Source organism: Aliirhizobium wenxiniae, assembly GCF_019511445.1.
Taxonomy (GTDB): domain Bacteria; phylum Pseudomonadota; class Alphaproteobacteria; order Rhizobiales; family Rhizobiaceae; genus Neorhizobium; species Neorhizobium wenxiniae_A.
The window spans coordinates 65,486-78,948 of record NZ_JAEUAN010000007.1; the positions used below are offsets into that span (position 1 = coordinate 65,486).

General features: G+C 58.0%; 12 protein-coding genes. 9 read left to right on the plus strand and 3 right to left on the minus strand.

Annotated features, from left to right (window positions below; genetic code table 11):
- The first annotated feature begins 219 nt into the window (after positions 1 to 219).
- The 7 genes from cyoA (at position 220) to JNB91_RS10760 (ending at position 8,686) form a co-directional block, all read left to right on the plus strand.
- Positions 220 to 1,356 carry a ubiquinol oxidase subunit II gene (gene cyoA / locus JNB91_RS10730; RefSeq protein ID WP_220325501.1) on the plus strand — a complete coding sequence of 379 codons (1,137 nt, stop codon included), beginning with the start codon at positions 220 to 222 and terminating at the stop codon, positions 1,354 to 1,356.
- 44 nt (positions 1,357 to 1,400) lie between these two features.
- Positions 1,401 to 3,404, plus strand: a complete 2,004-nt coding sequence (gene cyoB, locus JNB91_RS10735) for a cytochrome o ubiquinol oxidase subunit I (RefSeq protein WP_220325502.1) — start codon at positions 1,401 to 1,403, stop codon at positions 3,402 to 3,404.
- 2 nt (positions 3,405 to 3,406) lie between these two features.
- On the plus strand, positions 3,407 to 4,027 hold the full coding sequence (gene cyoC / locus JNB91_RS10740; protein ID WP_220325503.1) for a cytochrome o ubiquinol oxidase subunit III: 621 nt from the start codon (positions 3,407 to 3,409) through the stop codon (positions 4,025 to 4,027).
- A complete protein-coding gene (gene cyoD / locus JNB91_RS10745) occupies positions 4,024 to 4,425 on the plus strand; it encodes a cytochrome o ubiquinol oxidase subunit IV (protein ID WP_220325504.1) in 402 nt (133 codons plus the stop codon). Before cyoC ends, cyoD begins: the two co-directional genes overlap by 4 nt.
- Before the next feature lie 59 nt (positions 4,426 to 4,484).
- On the plus strand, positions 4,485 to 5,204 hold the full coding sequence (locus JNB91_RS10750; protein ID WP_220325505.1) for an SURF1 family protein: 720 nt from the start codon (positions 4,485 to 4,487) through the stop codon (positions 5,202 to 5,204).
- A 271-nt stretch (positions 5,205 to 5,475) separates the two neighbouring features.
- Positions 5,476 to 8,199, plus strand: coding sequence for an ABC transporter transmembrane domain-containing protein (locus JNB91_RS10755; protein WP_220325506.1), 2,724 nt, complete (start codon positions 5,476 to 5,478; stop codon positions 8,197 to 8,199).
- Positions 8,200 to 8,230: 31 nt separating this feature from the next.
- A complete protein-coding gene (locus tag JNB91_RS10760) occupies positions 8,231 to 8,686 on the plus strand; it encodes a cyclic nucleotide-binding domain-containing protein (protein WP_220325507.1) in 456 nt (151 codons plus the stop codon).
- A gap of 14 nt (positions 8,687 to 8,700) precedes the next feature.
- Here JNB91_RS10760 and JNB91_RS10765 read toward each other — a convergent pair whose 3' ends face one another.
- Positions 8,701 to 9,183 carry a class I SAM-dependent methyltransferase gene (locus JNB91_RS10765; RefSeq protein ID WP_220325508.1) on the minus strand — a complete coding sequence of 161 codons (483 nt, stop codon included), beginning with the start codon at positions 9,181 to 9,183 and terminating at the stop codon, positions 8,701 to 8,703.
- A 33-nt stretch (positions 9,184 to 9,216) separates the two neighbouring features.
- Positions 9,217 to 10,557 carry a nucleotide sugar dehydrogenase gene (locus JNB91_RS10770; RefSeq protein WP_220325509.1) on the minus strand — a complete coding sequence of 447 codons (1,341 nt, stop codon included), beginning with the start codon at positions 10,555 to 10,557 and terminating at the stop codon, positions 9,217 to 9,219.
- A gap of 108 nt (positions 10,558 to 10,665) precedes the next feature.
- On the opposite strand from JNB91_RS10770, the gene JNB91_RS10775 reads away from it, so the two are divergent.
- Positions 10,666 to 11,754, plus strand: coding sequence for a glycosyltransferase family 4 protein (locus JNB91_RS10775; RefSeq protein WP_220325510.1), 1,089 nt, complete (start codon positions 10,666 to 10,668; stop codon positions 11,752 to 11,754).
- 4 nt (positions 11,755 to 11,758) lie between these two features.
- On the plus strand, positions 11,759 to 12,499 hold the full coding sequence (locus JNB91_RS10780) for a polysaccharide deacetylase family protein (RefSeq protein ID WP_220325511.1): 741 nt from the start codon (positions 11,759 to 11,761) through the stop codon (positions 12,497 to 12,499).
- 4 nt (positions 12,500 to 12,503) lie between these two features.
- Here the strand turns inward: JNB91_RS10780 and JNB91_RS10785 are convergent, their stop codons facing one another.
- On the minus strand, positions 12,504 to 13,451 hold the full coding sequence (locus tag JNB91_RS10785; protein WP_223218137.1) for a glycosyltransferase: 948 nt from the start codon (positions 13,449 to 13,451) through the stop codon (positions 12,504 to 12,506).
- Positions 13,452 to 13,463 lie beyond the last annotated feature (12 nt).

The window sequence follows — 13,463 nt, forward strand, 5'->3', positions numbered from 1 at the left end:
ATGGCAAATTCCGCCACAATCGTCAGCATCACAACCCAAGACCCCTGTCTTCCGTCAAGTTTATGGTCTAGATTGCGCGCCGCAGGGCCGCCCTCCACCAAGTGGAGCAGGTGGTGATTTGTGGTGCGAAAAAATGTAGCACTGCGACGAAACACCTCATGGAGATCGGGGCTACGCTCCGATAGGCGAACTAGATAAAAAGCAAATTTGAGCAGATCAATGTCCCCAATCGTAAGGCGTCTTTGCCAGCTTTCCCTCCTACTTATCCTCCCATTCATGGCGGGCTGTGACCTTGTGGTCATGTCTCCATCGGGCGATATCGCTCAGCAGCAGGCCGACCTGATCGTCGTATCGACGGCGCTGATGCTGCTGATCATCGTGCCGGTCTTGTTCTTGACCTTGTATTTCGCGTGGCACTATCGCCACTCGAACACCAAGGCCAAGTACGACCCTGAGTGGCACCATTCGACCCGTCTCGAGGTGGTGATCTGGGCTGCACCGCTGGCAATCATCATCGCGCTCGGTGCGATCACCTGGATCAGCACCCACAAGCTCGACCCGTTCCGCCCGCTCGATCGCATCGACGCAGAGCGCAGCATTCCGGAAGGCACCAAGCCGCTGGAAGTCGAAGTCGTGGCGCTGGATTGGAAATGGCTGTTCTTCTATCCGGAATACGGCATTGCCACCGTCAACGAGATGGCGGCACCGATCGACCGCCCGATCACCTTCAAGATCACCTCTTCATCGGTGATGAACTCGTTCTACGTTCCGGCGCTGGCAGGCATGATCTACGCCATGCCGGGCATGGAAACCAAGTTGCACGCGGTCATCAACAAGGAAGGCGTGTTCGATGGCTTTTCGTCCAACTACAGCGGCGCAGGCTTCTCGCACATGCGCTTCAAGTTCCATAGCTTGAACCAGGACGGCTTCGACGGCTGGATTGCCCGCGTCAAGCAGAACGGCACCGCACTCAATCAGGACGCGTACCTGAAGCTCGAAAAGCCGAGCGAGCGCGAACCGGTCCGTTATTACGCCACGGTCGCCGACGGTCTTTATCAGCGCGTTCTGAACATGTGTGCCGAAGACGGCCGGATGTGCATGAACGAAATGATGCATATCGACATGATGGGCGGCGGCGGCATCGAGAGCCACGAGAACCGCGAAAAGCTGCGTTACGACAATCGTCACCTGGAGCACTATTCCGCAGGCCACGGCCCTGCCCCTGAAGCCATCGGGGCTACGACCCCCGCATCGGGCGAGCCGGCCAAGAGTGAAGACGCTCCGCACGAAGCCGGTCATTCGGCTCCGGCAACGAATAACGAGGGGCCGGCGCCGGCCCAGCTCAACAACAACTAAACCTGGCGCTTTGCGTCGTATGACATCAATGAACGGGTTGTCCCATGCTTTCTGATCCAGACCTCCTGAAGTTCATCTTCGGTCGGTTGACACTCGAATCGATCCCCTATCACGAGCCCATTCTCGTCGCGACCTTCGGTGCCGTTGCACTGGGCGGCATCGCTGTATTGTGTCTTATCACCTACATGAAATGGTGGGGGCCGCTGTGGCACGACTGGATTACCAGTATCGACCACAAGAAGATCGGCATCATGTACATCATCCTGGCCATCGTGATGCTGCTGCGCGGCTTCGCGGATGCCATCATGATGCGTATCCAGCAGGCGATCGCCTTCAACGGCAACGAGGGTTACCTCAACGCGCATCACTACGACCAGATCTTCACCGCCCACGGCGTGATCATGATCTTTTTCGTCGCGATGCCGTTCGTGACGGGTTTCATGAACTACGTCGTGCCGCTGCAGATCGGTGCACGCGACGTTTCCTTCCCGTTCCTCAACAACTTCTCGTTCTGGATGACCACTGCAGGCGCGATCATCATCATGATCTCGCTGTTCGTCGGTGAATTCGCACGCACCGGCTGGCTGGCCTATCCGCCGCTTTCGGGCGCGGATTACAGCCCGGGCGTCGGTGTCGACTATTACATCTGGGGACTTCAGGTTGCCGGTGTCGGCACGACGCTTTCAGGCATCAATCTGATCGCCACGATCGTCAAGATGCGCGCCCCCGGCATGTCCTTCATGAAGATGCCTGTCTTCACCTGGACCTCGCTCTGCACCAACATCCTGATCGTCGCCACCTTCCCGATCCTGACCGCTACGCTCGTTCTGCTGTCGCTCGACCGCTATGTCGGTACGAACTTCTTCACGAACGATCTCGGCGGCAACCCGATGATGTATGTCAACCTCATCTGGATCTGGGGCCATCCGGAAGTCTACATCCTGATCCTGCCGGCGTTCGGTATCTTCTCCGAAGTGGTTGCGACCTTCTCCGGCAAGCGCCTGTTCGGCTATGCCTCGATGGTTTACGCAACCTGCGTGATCATGATCCTCTCCTACATCGTTTGGCTGCACCACTTCTTCACGATGGGTTCCGGCGCTTCGGTCAATGCCTTCTTCGGCATCACCACCATGATCATCTCGATCCCGACGGGCGCAAAGATCTTCAACTGGCTGTTCACGATCTATCGCGGTCGTGTTCGCTACGAAGTCCCGATGCTGTGGACGATCGGCTTCATGGTCACCTTCGTCATCGGTGGCATGACCGGCGTCATGCTGGCGGTTCCGCCGGCCGACTTCGTGCTGCACAACTCGCTGTTCCTGGTCGCCCACTTCCATAACGTGATCATCGGCGGCGTGCTGTTCGGCCTGATGGCCGGCGTCACCTACTGGTTCCCGAAGGCCTTCGGCTACAAGCTCGATCCCTTCTGGGGCAAGATGAGCTTCTGGTTCTGGTTCGTCGGTTTCTACTTCGCCTTCATGCCGCTCTACGTGCTCGGCCTGATGGGCGTTACCCGCCGCATGTCCCAGTTCGAAGATCCGTCTTTGCAGATCTGGTTCATTATCGCCGCCGTCGGCGCCGGCATGATCGCCATCGGCATCCTGTCCTTCATCATCCAGCTCGTCGTCAGCTACATCAAGCGCGAGGAACTTAAGGATGAGAGCGGCGACCCCTGGCATGGCCGTACTCTGGAATGGTCGACGTCTTCGCCGCCGCCGGAATACAACTTCGCCTTCACGCCGGTCGTGCATGATCATGACAGCTGGTACGACATGAAGAACCGCGGTTACTCGCGTCCGCTTCAGGGCTTCAAGCCGATCCATATGCCGAAGAATACCGGCACGGGTGCAATCCTGGCAGCGCTCAACGTTGTCCTGGCATTCGGCCTGATCTGGTACATGTGGTGGCTGGCAGCCGTATCCTTCGTCGCCATTATCGCAATCGCGATCGCCCATACCTTCAACTACAAGCGTGACTACTACATCCCGGCGGAAACCGTTTCGGCCGAAGAAGCCAAGCGGACGGAACTGCTGGCGAAGCAGGTGTGACAATGAGCAATATTCAGAGCCAATCTGCGGAAAAGCCGCAGTTCTATCTCGAGGAAGACCACCATCCGGAAGGCAGCACGAACCTGGGGTTCTGGCTGTACCTGATGAGCGACTGCCTCATCTTCGCAACGCTGTTCGCCACCTACGCCGTTCTCGGCCGCAATTATGCGGCCGGCCCGGCCCCGGCCGATCTGTTCGACCTGAAGCTGGTGGCGATCAACACTGCCATGCTGCTCTTCTCGTCGATCACCTACGGCTTCGCCATGCTGCAGATGGAGCGCGGCGCCAAGCAGGAGACCCTGTTCTGGCTCGGCATTACCGGCCTGTTCGGCCTCGCCTTCCTGGGTATCGAACTCTATGAGTTCTATCACATGATCCATGAAGGAGCGACGCCACAGCGTTCGGCCTTCCTGTCGGCCTTCTTCACGCTGGTTGGAACGCACGGCCTGCACGTCACCTTCGGTATCATCTGGCTGGTGACGCTGATGGTTCAGGTCTCCAAGCACGGCCTGATCCACGAAAACCGCCGCCGCCTGATGTGCCTTTCGATGTTCTGGCACTTCCTCGACGTCGTCTGGATCGGCGTATTCTCTGTCGTCTATCTCATGGGAGTCGTCGGATGACCACCAATTCCACCTCGCACGAAGATGCGCACGAAGCCCATCACGGCCATAGCCACGGCCACGAAGCCGGACATGGCTCCTTCAAGAGCTACGTGACGGGTTTCGTCCTGTCGGTGATCCTGACGGCCATTCCCTTTTGGCTGGTCATGGGCGACGTGCTGGACAGCAAGGTTGCCACCGTTTCGGCAATCATGATCATCGGCGCGATCCAGATCGTCGTCCACATGGTCTACTTCCTGCACATGAACACCAAGTCGGAAGGCGGCTGGACGATGATGGCGTTGATCTTCACGGTCATCATCGTGGCGATCGCGCTGATCGGCTCGCTCTGGGTCATGCATCATCTCAACTCGAACATGATGGTCATGTCGCCCGAGATGATGAAGAACTTGCCTTAAGCTTGCTCTTGAGACTAGATCGACCCAGACCTGACGGACTGGCATAGAAATTTTGAGAAATGGAAACGCCCGTGAAATCTTATCTTGGCTTTCGGGCGTTTCTGCTTTTTACGGCTCTCGTCTTTACCGCACTCGGCAGCTGGCAGGTCCAGCGACTGTTCTGGAAGCTTGACCTGATTGCCCGCGTGGATGCACGTGTCCATGCTCAGGCAGTCGCGCCACCGAGCGATGCCGAATGGTCGGCGACAACCCCTGAAGATGCCGAATATCGGCATGTGACGCTGAATGGAACCTTCGACAACTCCGGCGAAACCCTCGTTCAGGCCGTGACGGAAAGAGGCCCGGGCTTCTGGGTCTTAACACCGCTCACCCAGACTGATGGCAGAACCGTCCTGATCAATCGCGGCTTCGTGCCGCCGGATCGGCGTGATCCGGCATCCCGGTCGGAGGGGCTGCCTCAAGGCGAGACGACCGTGACCGGATTGCTGCGTCTTTCCGAACCTGAAGGGGCATTCCTGCGGAGCAACAATCCATCGGCGGGCAATTGGTATTCCCGCGATGTGCAGGCGATCGGGGAAAGCGAGGGGCTTTCCAAGCTCGCGCCGTATTTCATCGATGCCGATACAACGGCGAATACCGGCGGCTATCCAGTCGGCGGCCTGACGGTAATACAGTTCCGCAACAGCCACCTTGTCTACGCAGCAACCTGGTTTTCTCTCGCAATCATGTCTTTCGCAGCCATGCTTCTCCTCCCGCGCTTGCTGCGCAAGGAGACCTGAGGACCGGCTCGACGATCCGGCTGCACAGTCGAGTTGCAACACCGGCAGAATAATTTCCGCCCGATCTTGAATGGCGCGCCTGCCGACACGAGATGCCAATTTGTCGCAGTGGGTGCTGGCCGTACTCATTCTCCGGCCAAAATAGATCTTCGCTCCAGTAAAGGGTGCGGATGGATGAGCACTCGTTAAAACCCGGAAGACAGGCTATACAATGCCGTATGCAGCTTATCCGATGCCCGAGTTGATAACGCTGTCGCTTTGGTGAAGGCATATGCAGAAGACGCTGCTACGTTACATATGGGAACATACAAAGCCACAGCAGGTCTTCATCCTGCTGATTGTCGCCTTGTCGATGATCCCATATTTCCTTGCCTTCGATCTGCCGAAGCAGATCATCAACGGGCCGATCCAAGGCCAGGGCTTTGAAGATCTGAGTGTCACCCAGAATTTTCTGGATTTCTCTCTTACGGTTCCTTTCACCGACTACACGTTCGGATTCGACGGCTTTCCGCTCGACCGCATGCAAACACTTGTTGCACTCAGTGTCGTGTTCCTGCTGCTGGTGATCATCAACGGCGGATTCAAATACTACATAAATACCTATAAAGGCCGCCTCGGCGAGCGCCTGCTGCGCCGCATCCGCTTCGAACTCGTCGATCGGGTTCTACGTTTTCCGCCCCGCCATGCCAAAAGCCTGAACGGGGCCGAGATTGCCAGCATGATCAAGGACGAGGTGGAGCCGTTCGGCGGCTTCACCGGGGATGCCTTCGTCCAGCCTGCACTTCTGGGCGGCCAGGCGCTGGCGGCGCTGTTCTTCATCATCCTGCAGAATTTCTGGCTCGGCATGGTCGCGGCCTTCATGGTCGCTATACAGGTCATCATCATACCGAAAATGCGGCGCAGGCTGATCGAGCTCGGACGGCAGCGGCAGATCACGGCGCGGCGGCTGGCGGGCAAGGTGAACGAGGTCGTCGAGGGTCTTGGCACAATCCATGCCTACGATACGTCGAACTTCGAGCGCGCCGATGTTGCCAGCCGCCTGGGCGAAATCTATCGCATCCGCTACGATCTCTATCAGTGGAAGTTCCTGGTCAAATTCCTCAACAACTTCCTCTCGCAGGTGACACCCTTCCTGTTCTATCTCATCGGCGGCTACCTGACATTGCGCGGCACGCTCGATGTCGGTCAGCTTGTCGCCGTGATCAACGCCTACAAGGATCTGCCCGGCCCGCTGAAGGAACTGATCGACTGGGATCAGGCGCGCCAGGACGTGCAGGTGAAATACGAGCAGGTTTTCGAAAACTTCGAAGTCGAGGACCTTATCAATCCGGCTATCCATACCCTGACCCCCGCATCGGCCAAGCATCGCAGCGAAACCTTGCAGGCAGTCTCCGTCTCCCTCAACGATGACAGCGGAGCGAAGGTCGTCGATCACGTCACGCTGAAGATCGACCGTGGCCAGACGGTTGCGCTGGTGGACCATACGGGCCGAGGTGCAGAGGCGATGGCGGAAGCCTTCGGACGGCTTTCATGGCCGTCGAGCGGCCGAATCTGCCTTGGCGACGAGGACATCAGGGAGCTTCCGGAATCGGTTACCGGGCGTCACATCTCCTATGTCTCCACGGACAGCTACTTTTTCCACGGAAGCCTGAAAGACAATCTCCTCTATGGCCTGAAGCACGCTCCGGTTAAGCGGCACGAGTATGAAGGCAAGGAGATGCGGCAACGGCTTTGGGAGATTCGTGAAGCCAAAAAGGCAGGCAATCCGCATCTCGATATCCGAGCCGGCTGGGTGGATTACAGCTACGCCGCACTTGGCAATGGCGCCAAGGAGGATTTGCAGAAATCGCTTCTGGCTGCGCTCGACGCGGTGCAATTGACCGACGATGTGCTCGAGCTTGCGCTTCATTCGACAATCAATCCGGAAGAGGATCCGGGATTTGCCACGCAGGTCGTCGAGATGCGCCGCGCCCTGCGCGCGCGGATGAACGAACTGGGCATGGAATCTCTCGTCATACCTTTCGAGCCGGACGGATATAACTCCCAGGCAACCGTCGCCGAGAACCTGCTCTTCGGCGCAACACTGGCGCCCCTGACGCCGGATAACGAGTTACTGTCCAGCGAACATTTCTACACCGCGCTCAACAAGGTCGGGCTGCAACGCCCGTTCGTCGAAATGGGGCGTACGGTCGCGACGAACCTCGTTGAAATTTTTGGCGGCCTTCCGGCAGATCACCCGTTCTTCCGGCAGGTCACGACGCTATCGGCCGAAGATATCAGCTACTACCAGAGCCTGTTGCAGCGGAAAAACGAACCCAAACCGGTCAATTTCCGCCTGTCGGGCGCCGACAAGGCCTTCATTCGACTGACGCTTGAATATATCGAGCCACGATACCGACTTGGTATTCTGACAACCGAACTGCAGGACAAGATCGTCGGCTCGCGCGAACTCTTTTATACCGAGCTGCCGTCTCACCTGAGAGAACTCATCGAGCGCTATGACCCCGACAAATATGTTTCCGTGGCAACTTTGCGCGAAAACATCGTTTTCGGAAAACTGAGTAACAGCAATGCCGATGGCATCATCGAACTTCGCACCCTGGCGGCCAGTGTCTCGCGCGAGCTCGGTTTTGCCACTCAACTGTTAAAAGCTGGCCTTGATTACGATATTGGCGCCGGTGGCCGCCGCCTCACACCGATACAAAGGCGAAAGCTTAATCTTGCTCGCGCATTAATTCGGCGCTCTGATTATTACGTGTTCAACAAACCGCTTCCCGGGCTCGAAAAGCACACCCAGGAGGAAATCGTTCAAAACGTACTTGCATTTCTGGGTCAACAAGAGAATGATCCAGCTGTAATCTGGGTCTTGTCAAATATCTCTTTGTCACGTTTGTTTGACAAGGTTGTCATGTTTGACGGAGGCGCGATCCTCGAAGAGGGCTCATACGAGACGCTTGAACAGGAGAGCGGAACCTTCAAGGCTCTGGTGGCTTAGCCATCGATCCGACAGGAAAGGCGGAAGAGCGATGTTGCTATGTGATGAAGTCCAGCTGTTGCGGAAGCTTCCCTATTTCGCGGAGGTGGATACCTGCAAGCTTAAGCTGCTCGCGTTCGCATCCGAACGCGTGACGTTCAAGGCTGGTCAACGCCTGTTCACTCAGGGCGACAGCGGGGATTCCGCTTACTTCATTCTCAGCGGCACAGTCGAGTTTCTCGTCAACACGCCAGACGGTCCTGTGAAAGTCAGCGAACGCGGACAAAACTCGATCGTCGGCGATATCTCGCTTCTATGCGACGGACCGCGCAGCTCTACCGTTCAGGCCGCAGGTGTGGTCGAGGCCTTGAAGATCAACAAGGATTACCTGTTCCGGATCATGGACGACTGCCCCGGAATGACGATGAAGATGACGCGCGCAATCGCCGAGCGACTGCGCCTCACCTCCTCGGAACTCGATCAGGTTCGCGCCTTGCAGAAGGCCTGATTGGCCCTACTCATTCACGCTCTGCGATACATAAAATACCTGCCCTCATTCACCGAGGGCAGACGTGGGAGCTCGTCCAGCTGCGGATGGTCGAGCGGCAGGCCACTGACGGCATAACCACCCGACTGGAGCATGGCGGCAACCATCTGTGGCAACCATGACAGGGTGATAGCGTCCTTGTCCGGATAACCGGTACCGATATCCGCATGGACGAGAGCTGCACCACATCCGGCATATTTCATGCCCGTTTCATTGATTTCGCCCATGACAAAATCATCTTCCTGGGGTGCAGCGGTACGATGCGCATTCATCGCCCGATCAAATGCGATCACACGCCGATCCGGAAACAGTTCGCGCAGATGGCTGTAGGTGCGGCCGTTGCCAAGCCCGACTTCCAGAACCACCCCTTCCGGCGGAAGGCCCAGATCGCGCGCGACGTGATTGAGAATATCGCGCTGGGCGGACATGCGGTTGATGAATGTATCGAGGCGGCTCATCGGCTTTCCAGTACCTTGCGGTTTTCCAGTAATTCAGGCTTTGACGATCGTGTTCGCGGAAATGCCTCTGCGGGCAAAAACGTTACGCGTATCGACAATCAGAGAAGCGAAACGGGATATGGCGTCGTAATCGACATTATCATGGTCGGTCGCGATGACGACAGCATCGAAAGATTTCAGCGCGTTTTCGTCCCACTCGATCGATCGGCGGCCCTTCAGCTCGGCATATTCACGTGTCGAGGGGATTTCCGGCACGTAAGGGTCGAAATAGGCTGCCGATCCGCCGCGGCGCTCTATCAGTTCCATGAGACGCAGTGATGGGCTTTCGCGAATGTCGGGGACGTTCTTCTTGTAGGCGAGACCAATCAGCAGAACCTTCGAGCGGCTGAGCGCCCTGCCGCTACGGATATCCAGAGCTTCAGCAAGCCGCGTAACGATATGGTGCGGCATCGCGGTATTGATCTCGCCGGCCAGTTCGATGAAGCGGGTGGGCGTCTCGAATTCACGGGATTTCCAGGTCAGGTAGAAAGGATCGATCGGGATGCAGTGACCGCCAAGACCGGGGCCGGGATAAAAGGGCATGTAACCGAAGGGCTTGGACTTTGCCGCATCGATGACTTCCCACACATCGATGCCCATGGCGTCGTAGACGAGCTTCAACTCGTTGACGAGCGCGATGTTGACGGCACGAAAGATGTTTTCGGTGAGTTTTACGGCTTCGGCTGTCGCGGTGGTCGAGACCGGCACGATGGTCTCGACCGTTGCACCATAAAACGCCTGCATCAGGCCTGCGGCCGCCTCGCCATCACCGGCGACCACTTTCGGGATGCTGGCCGTGTGGAACTGGCGGTTGCCGGGATCCTCACGCTCGGGCGAATAACCGAGGAAGAAATCAGCGCCCGATTTCAGGCCCGTCTTTTCGAGTATCGGCTTCACAACTTCATCGGTCGTTCCGGGATAGGTGGTCGATTCCAGCACGATCAACTGACCAGGACGCAGGGTTTTCGCAATCGCCTCAGCCGTCTTTGCCACATAGGACAGGTCGGGATCACGATGCGCGGTCAACGGCGTCGGCACACAGATAGCGATAATATCGCATTCGGCCAGCCGGGCGAAATCGCAGGTCGCAGCAAAGCGCCCTTCCTCGCATTCGACCTTCAAAATATCGGTGGGAACCGCCTCGATATAGCTTTCCCGGCGATCGATGAATTCGATCTTCGAAGGATCGATATCGAACCCGGTGACCGTAAAACCCGCTCGCGCAAAGGCCATCGCCAATGGCAATCCGACATAGCCAAGCCCGACAACACCGGCTTTTACCGTGCGTGCGGTGATCTTCGCATGAAGCGTCGAGGAAAGGGAGGTATCGGTCATAACGGGAGAAATCCTAGCGATGAGGCAGTGGCTGACAGTTGTGAGAGATGCGCCGACGTGTCAAGAGTGGTCACGGGGAGATGATCAAACCCGCATGATGCCAGGCCTATGAAAATCCTGTTCTATTCGCCGCTTAAGTCACCCAATCATCCAGTTCCGTCCGGGGACAGGTTGATGGCACGGCTTTTGGTCCGCGCGCTGGAGACGCTGGGGCATGAGGTCTGCGTTGCTTCCGAGATGCGCAGTTTCATGCGCTCGGCCGACATGCGGGATGCCTTCGAAGCGAACAGGACCGAGGCTGCCAGCGAGATCGAACGGATAGCGGCCGAACATTCCGGCTTCGCTGCGCCGGACCTGTGGTTTACCTATCATCCCTATTACAAGGCGCCCGACCTTCTAGGCCCTGCACTTGCACGACATTTCGGTATTCCGCTGATCAATGCGGAAGCCTCCTATTCATCACGGCGAAACATTGGAACGTGGGAGACCTCGCAGGAGCTGTTGCTCGACAGCCTCGAAAGCGCCGCGGTCAATCTCTGCTTCACACGCCGGGACCTTGACGGATTGAACGCGGCCGTGCCTGAGGCGCGGCTGGAACTCATCGCCCCGTTCATCGACAGCACGCCCTATCTGCAACGTAAACCCGCGCCTGAGCCGGGACGGCTGGTCACCGTGGCGATGATGCGGCCGGGCGATAAGCTTTCAAGCTATCGGGCACTCGCGGAGAGCCTGAACCTCATCGAGCATCTGCCATGGACGCTTTCCATCGCCGGTGACGGAGAATGCCGGCAGGAGGTGGAGCAGGCTTTCGCCGCACTCGACCCCAAGCGGATAGAATGGCTGGGCGCCTTACCTGAGGGTGATATTGCCGACCTCCTGTCGTGCGGTTCGATTTTCGTTTGGCCGGGACATGGTGAGGCTTACGGACTTGCCTATCTCGAAGCGCAGGCCGCCGGCCTTCCAGTTGTTGCCGAAGCAATCGCAGGCGTTCCCGAGGTTGTCGCGCATGATAGAACAGGCCTGCTGACACCGCCGGGCGACAGAATTTCCTTCGCAAAGGCGATCGGCTGTCTTTTGACCGACAACTTATACCGCACTCGCCTCGCGGAGGAGGCAAGGATTTTTGCGACCGAGGAACGGTCAATCGGCGGCGCAGCGGAAAGCCTGGGCCGGATACTCGAAACCTATGTGAGATGACGCGATGAGCCGCAGCCAATTTATCGATCAGCTGGACGCTTATGCCACGGATGGCAGGACGGTGCAGTTGTGGCTGCGGGATGACGACGCCATAGAGCCGACGGCTGCGCTGTCTCGTCTTCTCGATCTGTCGAAGCGCTGGAATGCGCCGCTGACGATCGCCGCCATCCCTGCGCATGCGACAACGGCATTGGCCGAACTTGTTGAGCAATTGCCGCTGATTTCCGTCGCGGTCCATGGCTGGGATCATGCCAATCATGCACCGGCATTGGAAAAGAAACAGGAACTCGGCCTGCATCGCGGGGAAGATGTCGTGCTTGGCCGACTGGCGGAAGGACTGGAGCGAATTTCGGGCCTGTTCGGTGATCGCGCAGTCCCATTGCTGGTGCCGCCATGGAACCGTATCGCGCAGCCGCTGCTGCGTCATCTGACGTCACTTGGATACGAGGGTCTCTCCGTCTTTGGCTCGGAACGGGTGGATGCGCCGGTTCGGCTGGTGAATACCCATGTCGACATCATCGACTGGAAGGGTACACGCGGCGGGCGCCCGATGGATATTCTTTACGCCGAAGCTGCGGCTCGGCTGGAAGCCGGCGCCATGCAGGCGACAAGTCTCGGGGTCCTCACCCACCATCTCGTGCATGACGATGCAGCCTGGGATTTTCTGAGCGACCTGTTCGAGCTGACAGCCGGCCATCCTGCCTGCCAATGGATTCCGGTCCGCGAGTTGATGAGCAAACGTTAAAGCCCTACCAGGGCTTCCAGGCGATAAGCAGGCCTTCGGCATTCGCAGCCAGAGCCTGAACGTCTGAAAGCGATGCTGCAGCGGGTGCCGATCTTGCGATGAAGCCTGCGCCGGCAAGGCTGACCGGACCGGACCGGGCGACAACGGTGAAGATCAGCGGGCCGGTCGACCACCAGGCGGGAGCATGACCGAGATCCTCGATCACCGAGGGAAGTACTTCGCATAGTCTTGAAAAGACGGGGTTGCCTGCCGGCGTCGCAATGAAGGAATTGGCGAAAAGCGTGCCTCCAGCACCGGTGTTGCGCGGAATATCCTCGGCGAAGACGGAAAGGCCCGTCAGCGGCATGTGGTCGTGAAAGCTGCCGCGCTTGTTAGCCGGATACCAGTCGCAGTCGAGATAGATGCCTCCATGATCGCGCAGGATCATATAGCGCGCGACATCGACCGCACCGGGAAAATCGCCTTCCTGCAACATATGCCGAAGCGCCGCGTGCCGATCATAACCATTTTCTGCAAGATCGGCTTCGCGCCACAGTCTATGCTGATAGCCATTCGCTGCGGCATGCGCAGCCCAGGCGTCAACAGTCGGAGGAACGGGTCTTGAGCCTAACCATATCTGGTGGATGCATCGGGGAACGGAGACGCCCGACAACTGAACCATTGCTGTCTGCTCTCCCAGCGAGAAGTCGCCGTATCGCACCAGCTTTTCGGGTGGCGGGACGAGGTGGAACTGGTAGCCGCTTCTGGCAACCGCATCGCCCTCGGCTTTCGCCAGCTTCAGCTTCGCAGACTGCAACCGCCGCGGCAGGCCAAGCGATGTCACGGAATCGCTTTTTCCCAACTCCTTCGCGCCAACCTCCTGCAGCAGATTGCGCGCCTCAACAAAATTACCGGATTGGATCAGCGCTTTCGCCTCGCCAAGCATCCTTTTGTAGTCTGGTTCGTTAATCATCGGCAGCTATCC